17 protein-coding genes are annotated in these 18,610 nt (G+C 74.3%); 7 read left to right on the top strand and 10 right to left on the bottom strand.

Translation table 11 applies throughout. From position 1 onward, the window contains the following. Positions 1-45 precede the first annotated feature (45 nt). Positions 46-489: an RlpA-like double-psi beta-barrel domain-containing protein gene (locus ABZ490_RS35945; RefSeq protein WP_358999991.1), complete on the top strand. Its 444-nt coding sequence runs from the start codon at positions 46-48 to the stop codon at positions 487-489. 58 nt (positions 490-547) lie between these two features. Here ABZ490_RS35945 and ABZ490_RS35940 read toward each other — a convergent pair whose 3' ends face one another. Continuing rightward, a complete protein-coding gene (locus tag ABZ490_RS35940; protein WP_358999988.1) occupies positions 548-1,426 on the bottom strand; it encodes an AraC family transcriptional regulator in 879 nt (292 codons plus the stop codon). Positions 1,427-1,636: 210 nt separating this feature from the next. On the opposite strand from ABZ490_RS35940, the gene ABZ490_RS35935 reads away from it, so the two are divergent. After that, positions 1,637-2,476 carry a helix-turn-helix domain-containing protein gene (locus ABZ490_RS35935; protein WP_358999984.1) on the top strand — a complete coding sequence of 280 codons (840 nt, stop codon included), beginning with the start codon at positions 1,637-1,639 and terminating at the stop codon, positions 2,474-2,476. 9 nt (positions 2,477-2,485) lie between these two features. Here ABZ490_RS35935 and ABZ490_RS35930 read toward each other — a convergent pair whose 3' ends face one another. Together ABZ490_RS35930 and ABZ490_RS35925 are read right to left on the bottom strand one after the other, a co-directional pair. Continuing rightward, positions 2,486-3,652 carry an acyl-CoA dehydrogenase family protein gene (locus ABZ490_RS35930; protein ID WP_358999981.1) on the bottom strand — a complete coding sequence of 389 codons (1,167 nt, stop codon included), beginning with the start codon at positions 3,650-3,652 and terminating at the stop codon, positions 2,486-2,488. Continuing rightward, positions 3,649-4,833: a CaiB/BaiF CoA-transferase family protein gene (locus tag ABZ490_RS35925; RefSeq protein ID WP_358999978.1), complete on the bottom strand. Its 1,185-nt coding sequence runs from the start codon at positions 4,831-4,833 to the stop codon at positions 3,649-3,651. Before ABZ490_RS35925 ends, ABZ490_RS35930 begins: the two co-directional genes overlap by 4 nt. 126 nt (positions 4,834-4,959) lie before the next feature. On the opposite strand from ABZ490_RS35925, the gene ABZ490_RS35920 reads away from it, so the two are divergent. From ABZ490_RS35920 to ABZ490_RS35905, 4 genes are all read left to right on the top strand, one after another. Beyond that, positions 4,960-5,895, top strand: coding sequence for a LysR family transcriptional regulator (locus ABZ490_RS35920; RefSeq protein ID WP_358999975.1), 936 nt, complete (start codon positions 4,960-4,962; stop codon positions 5,893-5,895). Positions 5,896-5,957: 62 nt separating this feature from the next. After that, positions 5,958-6,500 carry a phosphonopyruvate decarboxylase gene (locus ABZ490_RS35915; RefSeq protein ID WP_358999973.1) on the top strand — a complete coding sequence of 181 codons (543 nt, stop codon included), beginning with the start codon at positions 5,958-5,960 and terminating at the stop codon, positions 6,498-6,500. After that, positions 6,497-7,090: a thiamine pyrophosphate-dependent enzyme gene (locus ABZ490_RS35910; RefSeq protein ID WP_358999970.1), complete on the top strand. Its 594-nt coding sequence runs from the start codon at positions 6,497-6,499 to the stop codon at positions 7,088-7,090. Before ABZ490_RS35915 ends, ABZ490_RS35910 begins: the two co-directional genes overlap by 4 nt. Before the next feature lie 35 nt (positions 7,091-7,125). Then, the gene (locus tag ABZ490_RS35905) at positions 7,126-8,019 is read left to right on the top strand and encodes a MaoC family dehydratase N-terminal domain-containing protein (protein ID WP_358999967.1); all 894 of its coding nucleotides are present in this window, start codon (positions 7,126-7,128) and stop codon (positions 8,017-8,019) included. A 477-nt stretch (positions 8,020-8,496) separates the two neighbouring features. On the opposite strand, the gene ABZ490_RS35900 is transcribed toward ABZ490_RS35905, so the two are convergent. The 4 genes from ABZ490_RS35900 to ABZ490_RS35885 all read right to left on the bottom strand — a co-directional run bounded on the left by ABZ490_RS35900 (position 8,497) and on the right by ABZ490_RS35885 (position 13,247). After that, complete coding sequence (locus tag ABZ490_RS35900; protein WP_358999965.1) at positions 8,497-9,408, bottom strand: YceI family protein; 912 nt, start codon at positions 9,406-9,408, stop codon at positions 8,497-8,499. A 63-nt stretch (positions 9,409-9,471) separates the two neighbouring features. After that, the gene (locus ABZ490_RS35895) at positions 9,472-10,542 is read right to left on the bottom strand and encodes a maleylacetate reductase (protein ID WP_358999962.1); all 1,071 of its coding nucleotides are present in this window, start codon (positions 10,540-10,542) and stop codon (positions 9,472-9,474) included. An 11-nt stretch (positions 10,543-10,553) separates the two neighbouring features. Beyond that, entirely contained in the window at positions 10,554-11,471 is a 918-nt protein-coding gene (locus tag ABZ490_RS35890) for an intradiol ring-cleavage dioxygenase (protein ID WP_358999959.1), read from the bottom strand. Positions 11,472-11,489: 18 nt separating this feature from the next. Then, the gene (locus ABZ490_RS35885) at positions 11,490-13,247 is read right to left on the bottom strand and encodes an FAD-dependent monooxygenase (protein ID WP_358999956.1); all 1,758 of its coding nucleotides are present in this window, start codon (positions 13,245-13,247) and stop codon (positions 11,490-11,492) included. Between the two features lie 148 nt (positions 13,248-13,395). On the opposite strand from ABZ490_RS35885, the gene ABZ490_RS35880 reads away from it, so the two are divergent. Then, positions 13,396-15,078, top strand: coding sequence for a helix-turn-helix domain-containing protein (locus tag ABZ490_RS35880; RefSeq protein ID WP_358999953.1), 1,683 nt, complete (start codon positions 13,396-13,398; stop codon positions 15,076-15,078). 75 nt (positions 15,079-15,153) lie between these two features. On the opposite strand, the gene ABZ490_RS35875 is transcribed toward ABZ490_RS35880, so the two are convergent. The 3 genes from ABZ490_RS35875 to ABZ490_RS35865 are packed head-to-tail and all read right to left on the bottom strand — an operon-like array spanning position 15,154 to position 18,536. After that, complete coding sequence (locus ABZ490_RS35875) at positions 15,154-16,557, bottom strand: alpha/beta fold hydrolase (RefSeq protein ID WP_358999950.1); 1,404 nt, start codon at positions 16,555-16,557, stop codon at positions 15,154-15,156. After that, positions 16,554-17,333, bottom strand: a complete 780-nt coding sequence (locus ABZ490_RS35870; protein ID WP_358999947.1) for a hypothetical protein — start codon at positions 17,331-17,333, stop codon at positions 16,554-16,556. The genes ABZ490_RS35875 and ABZ490_RS35870 overlap by 4 nt, the downstream gene beginning before the upstream one ends. A gap of 54 nt (positions 17,334-17,387) precedes the next feature. Then, the gene (locus ABZ490_RS35865) at positions 17,388-18,536 is read right to left on the bottom strand and encodes a PP2C family protein-serine/threonine phosphatase (protein ID WP_358999944.1); all 1,149 of its coding nucleotides are present in this window, start codon (positions 18,534-18,536) and stop codon (positions 17,388-17,390) included. Positions 18,537-18,610: the final 74 nt, after the last annotated feature.

Genomic DNA, 18,610 nt, shown 5'->3' with positions numbered 1-18,610 from the left:
AACCGGAGTTCGCCCTCTCGTCCTCTCTTCCGCAGGAGCTGAAACGTGTTCAGCATCGTGAAGTCCGTCAAAGCCATGAAGGGCGCCACCCGGCGCACTCTGACGGTCGGCGCAGTCGCCGCCGGCATCGCGGCCACGTCCGCGTTGGGCGCCTCCCCGGCCTCCGCCGAGACCTGGCACTACGGGAGCATCACCTGGTACAACCCGAGCGTCGGCGTCGGGGCGTGCGGTGAGTGGCACGGCGACAACGAGCTGGTGGCGGCCGTCTCCCCGCAGATGTACGGCAGCTACCCCAACCCGAACAACTCCCCCGTGTGCGGCAAGTACGTGATCGTCTACGCCGCGGGCGGGAAGGCCGTGTGGGCGAAGATCGTCGACCGGTGTGCGAACTGCGCGGCGTACGACGTGGACCTCAGCCCCGCCGCGTTCGGTGTGCTCGCCGACCTCGGCGTCGGCAGGTTCAGCACCTACTGGGCCGATTACATCTGATCCGTCTCCCTCCACAGGCCCGGCCGGGTGCCCCCTCGGCCGGGCCTGTCCCGTCCGGTCACGCGGGTGCGCGCCGGAGCCGCCGGTACTCCGTGGGCGTGTGGCCGACCTCCCGGCGGAACACCGTGGTGAAGTGGCTGGCCGTGCTGAACCCGCACGACCGGCCGATCCTGCCCACCGGTTCGTCACCCGTCTCCAGCAGCCGGCGCGCGGTCTCGATCCGCAGACCGGTGAGGAACTGATGGGGTGTCCGCCCGGTCGTCGCGGAGAACAGCCGGAGGAAATGGAACCGGCTCAGGGCGACCTGACGGGCCAGGTCGTCCAGTCCGACGCGGTCGGCGAGATGGGCCCGCATGTACGCGACGACGGTGTCCAGCTGCCGCCGACCGAGGGCGCCGGGGGCGGTGGCCACGCCGTGCAGGGGCGCGAGGAGATGGGCCGCGAGGTACTCCGCCGCGGAGTCCGCGTAGAGCTGCCCCGCCCCGGCCTCGCGGGCCCGGACCAGCGCCACGGCCATCGTGACGACCAGCGGATCCGGTTCCGGCAGCCGCTCCAGCGCCCGGAGATCGACGGGCCGGCCGCCCGGCTCCTCGGCCGTGTGGCGCCCGAAGACCTCCGTCGGCAGCAGGATGTGCACCAGCTCCAGGGGGTCGGGCCCGACCAGCCGGCGGCGGACCCGGACGCGGTGCCCCGGCGGGATCCGGCAGACGTCGCCGGGCGCGCACGACGCCGTACGCCACCGGCCGTCACCGGTGTCCGCGTCGAACAGGGCGGCGCCCCGCAGATGCGCGACGATCCGGAAACCCTCCGAGGGCGGCTGCTCCCACTCGGTCGCCTCGCGCGGCACCGTCTCCCGGGCCACGCTCAACGCCCGCCAGGGCACCCCGGGTTCCGGCAGGGGCGGCGGCGCCGAGGGGTCCGGGCGGGCAGTGGTCATCGCGCGCATCTCCTGGGACCGGGAACTCCCGCACGGCGCACGGGCTGCGGAGTTCGATCGACGGGCGGCACGACGGTAAGGGCCGCGGCGCGGACCGAGTTGCCCGTCCGCGCCACAGAACATGCCCCGTGACGACGCCTCCTCGGTCACAACCCGTGCTCTGCCCCGCCCGTCTAGCAGCGGCAGGATCACCGCAGGGGAGGAAGCGTCTTGAGAGTCACCACCCACCGGCTCGGCCCCCTGCACGTCATCACGACCGAGGCCGGCCCCCGGCGGGTCCCCGGAACCGCCCGCGCCGTCGCCCGCTTCACGGCCGACGGCCAGGTCACGGTGCTGCTCCAGGACAGCGGCTGTGCGATCGTCGGCCAGAGCGGCCGGCGGACCCCGCTCCCGTCCGGGAGCCTCGCCTTCACCGACCCGACCCGGCCCTACACCCTCACCTGCCCGGACCGCTCCCGCACCCATGCCTTCCGGCTACCGCCGCAGTCGCTGGGACTGCGCGAGGCCGACCTGCGCCGGATCGGCGAGGAACCCGTCCGACCGGACTCCGGGACCACCGCCCTGGTCGTGCCGTTCCTCTGCCGGCTCGCCGACCAGGCCGGCACGTACGCCCCGCATCTGCGCCCCCTGCTCGCCCGCAACGCCGCCGATCTGCTGGCCACCGTGGCCGCCGAGCGCCTGGCCCACGACCCGCCCCGGCCCGACGGCGACGCCGCCGGCACCCTGCTGCGGTCGCGCATCAAGGGGTTCATCGAGGACCATCTCACCGATCCGGACCTCACCCCCCGGTCGATCGCCGCCGCCCACCATCTCTCCGTCCGCCATGTGCACCGCCTCTTCCAGCAGGAGGGCACCACCGTCGGCGGCTGGATCCGGCACCGCCGGCTGGAGGCCTGCCGGCGGGCGCTCGGCCGCCCGGCCCGCGACGCCCCGGCGCTGACGGCCGTCGCCCACCGCTTCGGCTTCACCAGCTACTCCCACTTCAGCCGGGCCTTCCGCGCCGCCTACGGCATGTCGCCCCGCGAGTGGCGCGGCGGGCCCGGCGTGTGAGACGACCGGTCAGGTGTCGAGGCCCCCGCGCCGCACCAGCTGGCTCGCGATGACGTTGCGCTGGATCTCGTTGGTGCCCTCGCCGACGATCATCAACGGGGCGTCGCGGAAGTAGCGTTCGACGTCGAACTCGGTCGAGTAGCCGTAACCCCCGTGGATGCGGACGGCGTTGAGGGCGATCTGCAGAGCCGTCTCGGAGGCGAACAGCTTGGCCATGCCCGCCTCCATGTCGACCCGCCGGCCGGCCTCGGCCTCCCGGGCCGCGTACAGGGTGAGCTGACGGGCGGCGGTGAGGGAAGTCGCCATGTCCGCCAGGTAGTTCCCGATCGACTGGTGCCGCCAGATCGGCTTGCCGAACGACTCGCGTTCCTGGGCGTAGGCGAGCGCGTCCTCCAGCGCCGCCCGGCCCACGCCCAGGGCGCGGGCGGCGACCTGGAGGCGGCCGGTCTCCAGGCCCTTCATCATCTGCGCGAACCCCCGGCCCTCGACCCCGCCGAGCAGGGCGTCGGCCGGGGCCCGGTAGGCCTCGAAGGACAGCTCGCAGCTCTCCACGCCCTTGTAGCCGAGCTTGGGCAGATCGCGGGAGACCGTGAGGCCCGGGCCGTGCTCGGCGAGCAGGACGGAGATGCCCCGGTGCGCGGGCACGGCGTCGGGGTCGGTCTTGCACAGCAGGGCGATCAGGCCCGAGCGCCGGGAGTTGGTGATCCAGGTCTTCGCCCCGTCGACCACGTACCCGTCCCCCTCCCGGCGGGCGACGGTGGTCATCGCCTGGAGGTCCGAGCCGCCCCCGGGCTCGGTCAGCGCCATCGTCGCGCGCAGCTCGCCGGTGGCCATCCTCGGCAGATACCGCCGCTTCTGCTCCTCGGTGCCGAAGTGCAGCAGCAGCTTGGCGACCACGGTGTGACCGCCCATCGCCCCGGCCAGGCTCATCCAGCCGCGCGCCAGCTCCTCGGTGACCAGCACGTAGCAGGGGACGGAGACGGGGGTGCCGCCGTACTCCTCGGGGACCGCGAGACCGAAGACGCCGAGGTGTTTCATCCGCTCGATCAGGGCCTCGGGGTAGGTGTTCGCGTGCTCCAGTTCGCGGACGACCGGTCTCACGTCCTTGTCCACGAAGTCGCGCACGGTGCGGACGACGAACCGCTCGTCCTCGGAGAGGATGTCCAGGGTGCTCATACGGTGCCGCTCCTTGCCGGTGGGAGGCCGAGTTCGGCCAGGATGGCGTCGGTGTGCTCGCCCGCGGCCGGGACCGGGTCCATCCGGGGGACCACCCCGGTCAGGTCCACGGGCGGGACGAGGGAGGGGACCTCGGCTCCGCCGGGGAGCGTCACCGGCCGCCAGCGGTCCCGGTCGGCGAGCACGGGGTGGGCGAGGAAGGCGTGCACGTCGTTGACGTCGGCGTTGGCGATGCCCGCCGCGTCCAGCAGGTCCCGCACCTCCCGGCTGTCCGACGCGGCGAACCGCGCGGCGACGAGGGCGTTCAGCGCGTCGCGGTGGGCGACCCGGGCCGGACCGGTGGCGAAGCGGGGGTCGTCGGTGAGGGCGGGGTCCCCGAGGAACCGCTCGCACAGGGCGGCCCATTCGCGTTCGTTCTGGATGGAGAACAGGACGTCCTTGCCGTCGGCGGCCGTGTAGGCGCCGTAGGGGGCGATGGTGGCGTGCTGGGTGCCGACGCGCGGGGGCTGGGTGCCGCCGAAACGGGTGTAGTGAGCGGGCTGGCCCATCCACTCGGCGAGCGCCTCGAACAGCGAGACCTCGACGGCCCGGGCGACCCCCGTGGTGGCCCGGGTGAACAGGGCGGTGAGGATGCCCGAGTAGGCGTACATGCCGGCGGCGATGTCGGCGATGGAGATGCCGACCCGGGCGGGCTCCGCGGGGCCCCCGGTGAGCGAGACCAGGCCGGTCTGGCACTGGACCAGCAGGTCGTACGCCTTGCGGTCGGCCCAGGGGCCGTCGGAGCCGTAGCCCGTGATGGAGCACGGGATCAGGGAGGGGAAGCGGGTGCGCAGCTCCTCCGCCCCGAGGCCCATCCGGGCGGCGGCCCCCGGGGCCAGGTTCTGGACGAACACGTCGGCCCGGCCCAGGAGTCGCTCCAGCGCCTCCCGGCCGTCGTCCGTCTTGAGGTCGAGGGTCAGGGATTCCTTGGAGCGGTTCAGCCAGACGAAATAGCTGGACTCCCCGTGCACGGTCGTGTCGTAGCGGCGGGCGAAGTCACCGCCTCCGGGGCGCTCCACCTTGATCACACGGGCACCGAGGTCGGCCAGCTGACGGGTGGCGTAGGGGGCGGCGACGGCCTGTTCGACACTGACGACGGTGATTCCGGCGAGCGGCAGCGGGGCTTCGGACGGCTCGGTCATGCGCTGACCTCCGGGCTTCTTCGATGCTTCCGACATCATGAGCGGTCATGGCACGTGCGGTGAAATAGTAGTTCCTGATGGCACCATGCCGGGTGGGGATGACCGGGCGGGGATGACGGGAGAACGATGGACCTCAAACAGCTCAAGGCGCTCGTCACGGTCGCCGAGGTGGGCAGCGTCACCCGCGCCGCCGAGCTGCTGCATCTGGTGCAGCCGGCCGTGACCCGGCAGATCCGCACCCTGGAGGAGGAGCTCGGCGTCCCGCTGTTCGAGCGGACCCGGCAGGGCATGCGGCCCACCGAGGCCGGGACGGTGATGGTGGAGCGCGCCCGGCGGGCGCTGCACGAGCTGGAGCGGGCCCGCGCCGAGGTGCAGCCCGCGCCGGGCGCGGTGACCGGGATCGTCACCGCCGGTCTGCTGGAGAGCACGGCGGACCTGCTCGCCGAGCCCCTGGTCTCGGCGCTGGCGCAGGAGCATCCGGGTGTCGAACTGCGGCTGATGACGGGCTACTCCGGGCATCTCCAGCGCTGGCTGGACGACGGCGACCTGGATCTGACGCTGCTCTACAACCTGGACAGCACGCCCTCGCTCAACGCCCGTCCGCTGGTGCGGGAGCGCCTGTGGGTGGTCGCTCCCCCGGCGGCCGGGCTGCGGGCCGACCGTCCGGTGCCGTTCGCCGAGGTGGCGGCCCGTCCGCTGGTCATGCCCGCGTCCGGTCATGCGCTGCGGGCGCTGATCGACGGCGCGGCGGGGCGGGCGCGGGCCGCCATGGACGTGGCCGTCCAGACCAACTCCCTGCGCGTGCAGAAGCAGTTGGTCCTCGCGGGGCACGGCTGGACCGTGCTGCCGGGGGTCGGCATCGCCGAGGACGTGGCGCGCGGCACCCTGAGCGCCGCGCCGCTGTGCGAGCCCGAGGTGTGGCGCTCGATCGTGCTCGCCACGCCCCGGGCGGGCCGGACCCCGCCCGCGGTCCGGGTCGTCGCCGGGGAGCTGGTCCGGCAGATCGAGGCGGCGGTCGGGCGCGGCAGCTGGCCGTCCGCCCGGCCGGCCCATGCGGGCTGAGCATGGAGTAATCACGTTTTTCTATTGTTCAAGCCGTCCCATCACTGCCCATGATGAGTGGCATGAGCCAGACCCGAGCCCCCGCACCGCCCTCCTGGCAGGAGGACGTCTTCACCGCGCTGAAGAAGTACGACGTCCGGCAGATCGCCCACGTCCCCGACGCCGGCCACGCCCACACCCTCCGCGAGGCCCGGCGCGACCCGGCGATCCACGACGTGGTGCTGACCACCGAGGAGGAGGGGGTCGCGGTGACCGCCGGGGCCTGGCTGGGCGGGCAGCGGGCCGTGCTGCTGATGCAGAGCAGCGGTGTCGGCAACTGCGTCAACATGCTCTCCCTGCCGGCGATGTGCCGGTTCCCCTTCCTGACGCTGGTGACCATGCGCGGCGAGTACGCCGAGTTCAACCCGTGGCAGGGCCCCATGGGCCGCACCACCCGGCAGGCGCTGGAGCTGATGGGCGTCACCGTGCTGCGGGCCGACCGCCCCGAGGAGGTCGCGGAGACCGTCGAGGCGGCGCTGGAGGCGGTGTTCGGGGCGGGCGAGCGGATCGCCGTGCTGCTCGGACAGAAGCTGATCGGCCGCAAGAAGTGGGAGAACGACCGATGACCACCGCCCCGCCGCGGCTCGACCGCCGCCGTTTCGTCGCCGACCTGGTCGGCCGGCTGCCCGAGGACACCCTCGTCGTCACCGGTCTCGGTTCCCCGAGCTACGACGTGTTCGCCGCCGGGGACCGGCCCGGAACCTTCTATCTCTGGGGTGCGATGGGCGCCGCCGCCCCGCTCGCCCTCGGACTCGCCCTCGCCCGGCCCGACCGCCCGGTCGTGGCGGTCACCGGGGACGGCGAACATCTGATGGGCATCGGCAGCCTCGCCACCATCGGCGCGCTGCTCCCGCCGAACCTCACGCTCGTGGTGCTGGACAACGCCCACTTCGGCGAGACCGGGATGCAGCCCAGCCACACCGGTCTGGGCACCGACCTGGTCGCCGTGGCGCGCGGCTTCGGCATCCGGGACGCCGTACGGATCACCGACCCCGCACAGGCCGAGGACCTCGCCGGCCGGATCGCGGCGCGCTCCGGGACGACGTACGCCCAGGTCCTCATCACCACCGAGGCACCGCCGCGCGCCCTGCCGCCCCGCGACGGGGTGGCCAACAAGAACTCCTTCCGCGCCGCACTCGGCCTGCCCGCCGTCTGAAGAGGGCCGGCCCTCCGACAGGAAAGGCACACCGCATGTCCCTCGCCTCCCATGTGGAGTCCTGGCGTCCCGGGCCGGTCACGGACAAGGACCCCCTGCCGCCCGGTCCGGCGGCGGCGCTGTCGGCGCTGCTGGACCTGCCCGGCCCCGCCGCGGCCGTCGGCGAGCCGCTGCCGCCGCTGTGGCAGTGGCTGTACTTCCTGCACTGGCCGCCGCAGCGGGCGCTCGGCCCGGACGGGCATCTGCGGGACGCCCGCTTCCTGCCGCCGATCCCCGGGCGGCGGCGGATGTTCGCGGGGGGCCGCTGCGAGATCCACGAGCCGCTGCGGCTCGGTGAACCGGCCGCACGCGTCAGCAGCCTGGCCGCGGTGACACCCAAGCAGGGCCGCAGCGGCGAGCTGCTGTTCGTCACCGAACGCCAGGAGTTCCGCCAGCGTGGACGGCTCCGCCTGGTCGAGGAACAGGACATCGTCTACCGGTCGGGGGACGGCCCGCCGCCGAGCCGTCCGGCCGGCGTCGACGGCACGGCCGTACCGGAGCCGGAGGGCCCGTGGCGGGCGCGGCTGCGCCCGGAGGAGACCCTGCTGTTCCGGTTCAGCGCGCTGACCGCCAACGCCCATCGCATCCATTACGACACCCCGTACTGCCGTGACGTCGAGGGCTACCCCGGTCCGGTCGTGCACGGGCCGCTGCTGGCGCTGCTCCTGCTGGAACTGGTGCGGGTCCACGCCCCGGAGCGGCCGGTGCGGTCGCTGGCGTACCGGCTGCACCGGCCGGCGTTCGCGGGCGAGCACCTCCTCGCCGACGGCACGCCGGTTGACGGCGACGGCGACGGCGCCCGGCTGCGCCTCGCGACCCACCGCGAGGCCCGCCATGCCACGGCCGAGGTGACCTTCACCCGGGGGAACCCGTCCTCGCCGCCCTCGTGATCCAATCAAGGGGAAGGCGGGCGGCGAGGTGGGCGTCATGACGAGCGGGTGACTGTTGCGGCTGCGCACGGCCCGCCGGTCGGCGGGGGCGTGCTGTGTCGCGATCCTGCGGGCCGTGTGGACCTCCCACGTCCACACGTACCAACGGCTGCTCGCCGCGCTGCGGGTCCAGGTGGAGCCCGAGGGGTGGGCCGACGAGAGCGAGCGGGTGACCCGGCTCTCCTTCGCCTGTGCACTGGGCGGGCAGCCGGACGGCGGCCCGCCGGCAGCTCGTGGACGACCTGCTCACCGGCCTCCGGGCCGCGACCGGGTCCACGACATCGTCACCTGCAGCGTGGGCCCAGGGGGCGGTCCTGGCGGCCGGCGGCACCTACGACGGACTGTCCTACCGGCCCACGGTCCTCGGAGTACGGGCTGTCGGTGTCCGTGCTCGGTGGCGCCGTTCGGCGGCGCCAACCTCGACGCACGGCGGCACGCTCACTCCGGCGGGGTGGGCGTGTCGTGCGTGCGGTACATCGCCTGGACGTCCAGCTCCAGTCGGACGGTCGGACCGACCACCGCGATACCCCGGGCCAGCATCGAGCGCCAGTTGAGGGTGTAGTCCTCGCGGTGCAGCTCCGCCTTGGCCAGGGCGGCGCAGCGCAGCTCCTCGCCGTAGCCTCCGTTGACCATGCCCAGGTAGGTGGTGTCCAGGGCCACGGACCGGCTCACGCCGTGCATGGTGAGGGTGCCCTGGAGCGTCCATTTGCTGCCGCCCTTGTAGGCGAAGCGGGTGCTGCGGAAGTCGATGTACGGGAAGTGCTCGACGTCGAGGAAGTCGGCCGAGCGCAGATGGGTGTCGCGGGTGTGGTTGCCGGTGGTGATGCTGGAGGCGTCGATCCGGACGTGGACGCGGGAGTCGGAGACGTCCTGGGCGACCTGGATGCCGCCCTCGAAGCGTTCGAAGCGGCCGTGCACATGGGCCATGCCGACGTGCTGGGCGATGAAGCGGACCGCGGTGTGCGGCGGGTCGAAGAGCCAGGTGCCGGGGACCGGGAGTTCGGCCTGCCGGCCCGGCTGGAGCCATACCCGCCGGGTGGCCAGTCCGGCCTCGGCGACGACCTCGACGCTCTCCCGGTGCGGTTCGAGCCCCTCGGCGACGATCAGCACGCTGTAGCCGCCCGGCGGCAGGACGGCCGTGAACAGGCCGTACGGGTCGGTGGTGCCACGGGCGACGACCTGGTGGCCGCGGAGTTCGGTGACGGTCACCTCGGCGGCGCCCAGGGGCTGGTTCACCGGGTCCAGGACCTCGCGGACGACGGCGCCCGCTCCGCCCGGGAGCGGGAACAGGCGGGACGGAGCGTCCCCGGCGGCGTTCCTGCGGCGCCGCCGGAGCAGTCCGAGGGGCATGGGTTCACCTTTCGGTCTCGTGGTTCGGGATCATGGTTCGGGATCGTGGTTCGGGATCGTGCGTCAGCGTGCGGTGTCCGGCGCGTCGCCGGCGTGGGCCGCGCGCAGGACGGCGAGGACGCCCGCCTCGGTGACGGGCCTCGGATTGGGGTACGTCGCCGAGACGGCCGCGGCCGCCGCGCGGGGAAGGTCGTCCTCGCTGAGGCCGAGTGCGGCCAGGGAGCGGGGTGCGCCGAGGCGGCGGGTGAGGTCCCGCAGGGCGTTCGGGACGTCGTCGGTGTCCAGGGCGCGGCCGAGCGCGGTCATGGCCCCGGGTGCGGCGGGCGCGTTGTGGGCGAGGACGTACGGGAGGAGCACGGTGTGGGTCTCGGCGTGCGGCAGGCCGAAGGTGCCGCCGAGGACATGGCACAGCTTGTGGTGCAGGCCCATGGTGGTGGCGCCGAGGGCGGTGCCGCAGAGCCAGGCCCCGTAGAGGGCGCGGCCCCGGGCGTCGAGGTCCCGGGGGTCCGCCGCGAGGCCGGGCAGGGCGCCGGTCATGGCCCGGGCGCCCTCCTCGGCGGTGAGCGCCACCAGCGGTGAGGCGTCCGGCGCGTACAGGGCCTCGGCGGCGTGGGCGACGGCGTTGACACCGCTGGTCACGGTGAGGGGCACGGGGAGGGACAGGGTGAGTTCGGGGTCGTAGACGACGGCGCGCGGCAGGACGGACGGGTCGCGGCCGGTGCGTTTGACGCCGTGCTCGGTCAGGCCCCAGACGGGGGTCATCTCGGAACCGGAGTAGGTGGAGGGCACGGCGATCAGGGGCAGCCGGGTGCGCAGGGCGATCACCTTGCCGAGGCCGATGGCGGAGCCGCCGCCGACGGTGACGCAGCCGTCGGCGCCGGCCCCGCGGGCCGTCTCGACGGCCCGGTCGGCGACCTCGGCCGGTACGTGCATCCGGGCCTCGGTGTGCAGTCCGGCGCAGGCGGCGCCCAGGGCGTCGGCGACCGCGCGGGCGGTCTGCGCCCCGCGGGGTCCGCTCACCACGAGCAGTCTGCGCAGGCCGAGCCGTTCGGCCTCGCCGGGGGTCGCGGTGACGGCGGCCCCGGGGCGCAGCACGACCCGCATGGGCTGGGCCTCGTGGGTGAACTCCTTCATGACCTGGTCCTTCATGACCGGGCCGGGTTCAGCACGAGGTCGAAGCGGGCGTGCCGGAAGGGGTTCGGGACGCCGAACTCCCGGGCCAGGGCGGGATCGTCGGTCTCGGCGAAGTCCTGGACGAGGCTCTCCTTGACGGCGAACACGGCGTCGGAGTCGAGGTGCTCGCTGCCCGCGACGAAGATGTGCGTGGTGACCGGGGTGTGTCCCTCGGCGGAGGCGATGAAGTGGATGTGGGCCGGGCGGTAGGGGTGGCGTCCGGTGGCCTTCAGCAGCGCGCCCACCGGGCCGTCGGTGGGGATGGGGTAGGGGCTGGGCACACAGGTGCGGAACCGGAAGCGGCCCTCGTCGTCCGCCGTGAACAGGCCGCGCCCGTTGCCGGCCGGCTGGACGCCGGGCTGCTGGACGTCGTAGAAGCCCTCGGGGTTCGCCTGCCAGACGTCGAGGACCGCACCGGGCAGCGGGGTGCCGTCCGGGGCCAGCACCCGGCCGCTGACCACACAGGGTTCGCCGCCGCCGACCAGGTCGATGTCGGCGCCGAGCGCGCGGACCGGGGACTCGGTCATGTGGAAGGGGCCGAGGACCGTCGACTCGGTGACATCTCCCCGGCCGCCGCTGTTGAGGGTCTCCACGAGCATGGAGACGCCGAGCACGTCCGACAGCAGGACGAACTCCTGCCGGGTGTCCGTGCAGGTCTGTCCGGTCGCCGTGAGGAAGCCGATCGCCTTCTCCCACTCCGCCATGGTCGGCCGCGTCTCGCGGACGAAGGCGTGCAGATGGCGGGTGAGGGCGGCGAGCAGGTCCCGCAGCCGGGGGTCGGCGGTGCCGTCGAGACTGTCGACGACGGCCTCGGTGAGACGGGCGGCGTAGGCCGTGGTGGAGGAGGTGGCGGAGGGGGTGGTGGAGGGCGTGGTGGAGGGGCTGGTCATGTCCGGGGTCCTTCCCGCTCAGGCATGCCCGAGGATGCGCCGCAGCGCGGCGGTGAGCAACCGCTCGGCGTCCTCGGCCGCGTCGGCGTGGCGGAAGGCCACGTATCCGTCGGGGCGCACCAGCAGCGCTCCCCCGTCGGCGATCTCGCTGAGCCGTGCCCAGTCCCCGTAGGGGTCCTCGTACTCCTGTCCCGGCCCGATCACGACGGTGGCGATCTCCAGGTCCTGCGCGGCGGCCGCGCGCAGCCAGCCGGCGCCGCCGATGCCGGTGAGCAGGGTGAAGCGGCCCTGTCCGACGGTGTCGAGGGTGGAGAGGGTGCGGGTGCCCGCGGTGATCCAGGCGTGCGGGAGCCTGGCGCCGGGGCGGGTGGTGGGCTGGTGGTACAGCTCGGGGTCGCGGTCGAAGCCGGGGTCGGGGGTGCCGTCGGGGACGATCGCGGTGGAGGCGTCGGGGCTGTAGCGCTGGTTGAGGTCGACGCCGTGGGCGTTGAACTCGTACACCTTGTGGGCGATGGCCTCGCGCAGTCGTGCCCGCTGTTTCCGGGCCGCCTCCGTGTCGTCCTTGCGGGCGGCGATGTTGGCCCAGAGCTGCTCGGGGGTCTGCGGGGAGAGTCCGTCGAGGGCCTCGAAGACGGGGGCGGTCTCGCCGATCGACTTGTTGGCGCGGGTGACGATCTGGCGGCCGATCGGGGCGCGCTCGGCGGTGTAGGTGTCCAGGAGCCGCGGGGAGGCGGTGCCGTCGAGGACGAGCTTGAGTTTCCAGGCCAGGTTGTAGGAGTCCTGGACGGAGGTGTTGGAGCCGAGGCCGTTGGACGGCGGGTGGCGGTGCGTGGCGTCCCCGGCGCAGAAGACCCGGCCGTGGGAGTAGGTCTCGGCGTACATCTCGTTGACGGTCCAGGCCGAGGACGACCTGACGGTGACCGGGATCTCGTCGTCGCCGACCAGCTTGCGGACGATCCCCTCGGCGTACTCGGTGGTCAGGTCGGGGGCGCCGGCCGTGACGTCGTACCCCCAGACGATCATCCACTCGTTCCAGGGGCGGACGCAGCGCACCAGGCCGGCGCCGATGCCGCCGACGGTCGCGCCGGGCGCCAGCACCCAGTAGAGGGTGGAGGGGCGGTGCGCGGTGTACTTCGTGAGGTCGGCGTCGAAGACGATGTTGATGCTGCCGGCCACGCCCATCTGGCCGCCCATCGGCAGTCCGGCGTCCTCGGCGATCTGGGAGCGGCCGCCGTCGGCGCCGATGAGGTAGCGGGCGCGGATGGTGTACTCGTCGCCGCGCAGCCGGTCCTCGACGGTGACCGTCACCCCGTCGGCGTCCTGGACGAAGGACTGGTAGACCGTGCTGAAGCGCAGCTTCGTGCCGCGGGCCACCGCCGCGTCGACGAGGACGGGCTCCATGAGGTGCTGGGGCATGTCGCACATACGGGTGGGGCTGGCCAGCTCGTGCGCGGCCTGGACCAGCGGGTCGTTGCCCCAGGAGCGGACCCGGCCGAGTTCCTCGCCCGCGAGGGAGGTGCAGAAGGTCGTGTCGCCCATCAGGTGCTGCGGGGTGGCCTTGGCGACGACCTCCCGCTCCACGCCGAGGTCGCGCAGCACCTCCATGGTGCGCTGGTTGGTGATGTGCGCCCGCGGGGTGTCGGCGAGGCTCGCGTGGCGGGTGACGACGATGTTCGGTACGCCGTAGGTGCTGAGCGCGAGCGCGGCGGACGCGCCCGCGGGGCCACTGCCGACGATCAGCACATCGGTCACGACATCGGGCTCGGCGGTGTGCACGGAGGGGCTCCAGGGTGGGGACAGGTGCCGGCAGCGGCGGGAGGGCTGCCGATCGTTCAAGATCATGTGCCGGGGCGCGGCGGTACGGGTGTCTCAATACGAGACAGTTGTTCTGTGTTCAACTGTTCCGGGTAGGGTGACGGACGCCGTGACCACCGCAGAACACGCCGCCGCCCGCCCTGCACTCGCTTCGGTGCGCAGGGCCCGCGAGCTGTTCCTGAGAGGGCGTCAACTCCCGGACGGGGTACCGGAGGAGGTGCTCGCCGCGTGGAAGCGCGCCCGGTTCTACGGGGTACGGCACGACGCGGCGGGCCCGGCGCCCGCCGTACGGCCGTCCGACTCCCCCCTGCTTACCGCGGCCCGGCCCGTCCTGGAGCGCGTCGCCGCGGCGCTGGACGCCGGCCGGACGGCCCTGCTGCTCACCGACGAGCGGCCACGGGTGCTGTGGGAGCACGGCTGCGCGCCGGAGCTGCTCCGCCCCGACCTCTCCGAACAGCTCGTCGGCCACAACAGCGCGGCCCTCGCCCTGCGCACCGGCCGCCGGTCCGAGGTGCACGGACCGGAGCACTTCCTGGACGTCTGGCAGGAGGTGTCCGCGGTCAGCGTGCCGGTGCGGGCGCCCGGGACCGGGCGGCCGCTGGGCACGGTCACCGTGACCGCGCGGCTGTGCGCGGAGTGCGCCCCGCATCCGGGAGCCCCGCTCGCCGAGGCGGCCGCGAGCGCCGTCGAGGCGGGACTGCTCGCCCAGGCGCGGGCGCCGGAACGGGTGCTGCTGGACGCCTATCTGCGGGCGCTGCGGGAGCGGGGCGGTGCCGTCGTCGCCCTCGACGGACGCAACCGGTTCGTGAGCGAGGCGGCGGAACGGCTGCTGTCGCCCGAAGGGCTGGCGGCGCTGGAGCGGGACGCGGTCGCCCTGATCCGGCGGGCGGACGCCGAGGCCGCGCCCGGGGCGGAGCTCACGCCCGTGACCTGTCTGGGCGAGGTCGTCGGGGCGGTGGCCGTGCTGGAGCCGCCCGGGGGCGCCCCGAGGCCGGCCCCGGCCGTGCGGGCCGCCGTCGGGCTGGCCGGGCGGTCGGTGCCCTGGCGGCACGCGGTGGGGCGGGCGTCGGAGCTGACCCGGTACCCCGAGCCGCTGCTGCTGGTCGGGGAGCGCGGCACCGGGAAGACCTCGCTCGCCCGGGAGCTGGTGCCGGTCCCGGTGGCGACCGTCGACGCGGCGGAGGACGAACTCGGCCGGGAGGTGGGCGAGTTGCTGAACGGGCGCGCGCTCCTCGTCCGGCATGTGGAGCGGCTGGCCCAGTCGGGCACCGCGGCGCTCAACTCACTCCTCGAAGAACGGCCCGGCGTCCCCCTGCTGGTCACCTACACCCCGGGCGCGCCCCCGGGCCCCTGCCTCCAGCGGCTCCTGGACACCCTGGCCGCCCGCTCGGTCACCCTGCCCGCCCTGCGCGAACGCCGCGAGGACATCCGGGAGTTGGTCACCGCCCTGGCGCCCCGGCCCGCGCCGGGGCAGCCCCCGCTGACCTGGACCCTGGACGCCCTGCGCGCCCTGGAGCGGCACCCCTGGCCCGGGAACGTCACCGAACTCGCCCATCTGGTGCGGGCGCTGGCCGAGCACCGGCGGGCGACCGGGCCGGTCCGGCGGGCCGAGCTGCCGGACCCGGTACGGGAGGGTCCGGCGGCCCGGCCGCTCAGCCCGATGGAGCACGCCGAGCGCGCCGCCATCCTGGAGGCCCTGCACACCCACGGCGGCAACAAGGCCCGGACGGCGGCGGCCCTGGGCATCGCCCGGGCCACGCTGTACCGGAAGCTGCGGGGCTACCGGGTCTGAGGCACCACCCTGCGCGGCCCCTCGGCCCGGCACCGCAGCCCAGCCCGGCACCGCGGCCCAGCCCCGCGCGGCCGTTCAGCCCAGTCCGGCGAGGAACGGCGTCAGGGTGCGGGTGAGCGTGTTGTGCGGCGGTGCGGCGAACAGCGGGTCGAGGTGGTTCATCCCCTCGTCGGTCGCGTACGCGGCGTACGGGATCCGGGAGTCGGCGACGACCCGGCGGGCGGACGACTCGATCGTGCCCCGGGCGTAGCTCGTCCCGAAGGCGTACAGCGGGACGTCCAGACCCGTGCCGTGCCGCAGCCGCAGTCCGAGCGAGCGGGCCAGGCCGGTGTCGGCGTAGGCGTCGGTGACGTCGAGATCCACCGACAGCCGGGCCGGCCAGTACCACTCCCACACACCCGGCGCGGGCCCGCCCGCGTAGGCCTCCGCGACCCGGGCGAGCGGGGTGATGCCCTCGTCGGCCCAGCCGCGCACCTCGCCGCTCCCGGTGAGGTGTCCGGAGTGCACGCTGATGTCGTTCGGCCAGCCGGATCCGGCGTCCACCAGGACGCCCAGCAGGGCGGCGTTGGTGACCGGGACCGAGGGGCGCAGGGCCTCGGGCATCCGGGGCTGGAGCACCGAGCGGCCGTCCGGGTCGTGGTGCGCGTACCAGCCGGCGAGCTGGTACCAGATCTGGGTGGACTCGGCGCGGGCGCCCAGTCCGACCCCGCTGAGGGTCAGGTCGAAGACGGCGCCGCCGTCGATCGCCGCGAGCCGCCGGCGCACCTCGTCCGGCGCGTCGGCCACGGGCGCCCCCGTGCCGTCGAACGCGCCGCGCACCCCGCCGTCGACCAGCACCAGGCCCGCGAGGCCCCGGTGCCCCGGGCGGCCGTCGAAGTCCCAGGCCGCGTACGCCATCGCCGTCGTCGCGCCCCAGGAGTGACCGCCCAGCACCACCCGGCGCCGGCCGCCGCACGCGGCGGCCCGGACCACGGTGTCCAGGTCCTCCAGGGTGCGGGCCAGACCCCAGTGCGCGGCGAAGGCGGAGCCGGCGGGGTCCTGCGCCCGGTAGCGGCCGTCCAGGTAGTACGCGGCCGGGTCCGCGCCCGCGAACCCGGAGCGGTCGGCCAGGTTCTCCTCACGTCGGTCGAACGCCCACACCTGGACACCGGGCACGGCGGCGACGAGATCGCGGGCGAGCAGCCGGAAGTCGTTCGCGGCGCCGAACATGCCCGGGACCAGGACCAGCGCCGTGGGCGCGGAGTCGGAGCCGACCTTGAGCACATGCACCCGGTCCGTCCCGGCCGGGCCGCCTCCGGCACCGACGGCGAACGGGACATACCCCTCCCGGACAGGCTCCAGGACGGGCTCCCGGACGGGCTCGCGGGCGGCCGGTGCGGCGTACGGCCCGGCGGCGGCCTGACCGGCGACGACCGGTGGCAGGGCGAGTCCGCCCGCCACCCCGCCGAGCAGCGCCCGGCGCGAGATGCCCCGGCTCATGCGGCACACCCGCCCACACGCCGGGTGCCGAGCGCCACGTCGTCCATACGGAGGTCGTACGACGTGGGCGCGGGGTCGGCCTGGTAGAGCTGCCAGCCCAGCTTGAGGCGGTCGAAGGAGGGGAAGACGAAGTCGCCGGCCGTGCCGCCGTGCTCCTGGGTCGAGACGGTCAGCTCGGGCCGTTCGACGCCGTCCAGGTAGACGGTGACACGGTTGTCGGTGGCGTCGAGATGGAACTCCACGCACTGCCACCGGCCGGCGACGGCCGGGGCGGAGGTCTTCCAGGCGGTCCAGTCCCCGGTCGGTCCGAGGTCGGAGCCGACCCCCCAGAAGTTGGCCTTCTCGGTGGGGACGTACTGGCCGCCGAGGGGGCGGACGAGCGTGGGGGTGTCGGAGCCGGAGGCCTCCGCGAGGGTCCAGTGCGCCCAGTCGGGGGCGGTGGGGAAGGTGTCCACGCGCAGCCGCAGCCGGGCCCAGAAGCTGTTGCCGGCGGGGGCGAGGTCGTCCAGGACGAGGAAGGCGCGCCCGTTGCCCTCGGTGCGCAGCCGCAGTTCACGGCCATGGCCGCCGGAACCGGGTGCGACGGTCAGCGAGCCGTGGGAGGTGTCGGAGGTCCAGCCGGGTCCGGCGGTGACCGGGCCGAGGGGGAGCCGGTCGAACGTCTCCCGGAAGAAGGGGCGGTGGGGGGTGGGGGTGGCCGAGGCGGTGGGGGGTGTCGCGAGCAGCGCGGCCGCCGTGGCTAACAGCGCGGCTGCGAACTTCCTCATGCGTATCATGCGCCCAGTCTGCAACACCCGTCACAGCGGTCACACAGCAGGGACCCTCGCTGGTCACACCGGCCGGTCGCCCAACACCAGTCCCCCGCAAGCGGGTTGGGGGACAACCGGAGCCCCGGCGGCCGGTTTGCGGATGAGCAGCAGTGCCGCGTCGTCGTGCAGCCTGCCGCCCACGTGCGCGAGGAGCTCGTCCTGGAGGGCGTCGAGGGTGCGGGCGGGCTCGTCGGTGACATGGCGGCCCAGTCCCTCGACGAGCGGATAGAACTCCCGCCCGTGGTCGCGGGCCTCGGTCACCCCGTCGGTGTAGAGCAGCAGCTGGTCGCCGTCGTCGAAGGGAAGCACCTGGAGGGCGGGCGTCTCGCCGGCGAGGGCGCGCAGGCCCAGGGGCGGTGCGGGGTGTGTGGGCTCGACCGGGGCGACGGTCCCGGCGGCGCCGACCAGCAGCGGCGGGGCGTGTCCGCAGTTCACCACTTCCAGCTCGCCGTCGCGCGGGTGTCCGGCGACCACGGCGGTCACGAAGTCGTCGGGGCCGAGGTTGCGCGCGAGGCTCCGCTCGATGCGGTCGACGACGGCGAGGAGGTCGGGTTCGTCGTGGGCGGCCTCGCGGAAGACGCCGAGCACCAGCGCGGCCGTCCCGACGGCCGGCAGTCCCTTGCCGCGCACGTCGCCGACCAGCAGCCGGACGCCGTACGGCGTGGAGACGAGGGCGTAGAGGTCCCCGCCGATCCGGGCCTCGGCGGCGGCCGCGCTGTAGCGGACGGCCACCTGGAACGGGCCGACGGTCTCCGGCACGGGCAGCAGCAGCGCGTGCTGGGCGGCCTCGGCGACCGAGCGGACGGCCGCGAGGACACGCTCCCGGCGTCCGCGCAGTTCGCTGGCCAGCCCGCTCGCCAGGGTGACGGCGGCGAGGGCGGACAGGACGGCGACGAGTTCCCGGGCCGGGACGGCGTTGCGGACACCGAGCACCGCGCCGAGCACGCCGGCGAGCAGACCGACGTACAGGACACCGCGCGGGCCGTTGGTGGTGGCGGCCAGCGCGGGGCCGGCCGCGAGCAGGGGCAGCCAGGTCAGCCCGGCACCGCCGACGAGGTCGGCCAGGATCACGCCGAGGACGATCAGCACGGGCAGGACGGGTCCCGCCACCACATGCCGGAACAGGTACGTCGGCCCGTGGTCGGCGCCACGGTGTCGGGCCTGGTTCATGTGCGTCCGCAGTCCTCGTCTGTAGTCGGCGTGGGTGCTCGGCGTCGTCGCCCGTGCTCCGGAATGTCCGTTTG

The organism is Streptomyces sp. NPDC005811, assembly GCF_040630405.1.
Classification (GTDB): Bacteria; Actinomycetota; Actinomycetes; order Streptomycetales; family Streptomycetaceae; genus Streptomyces.
The sequence above is the reverse complement of the archived record's forward strand: the minus strand, read 5'-3'. Positions and strand labels throughout refer to the sequence as shown.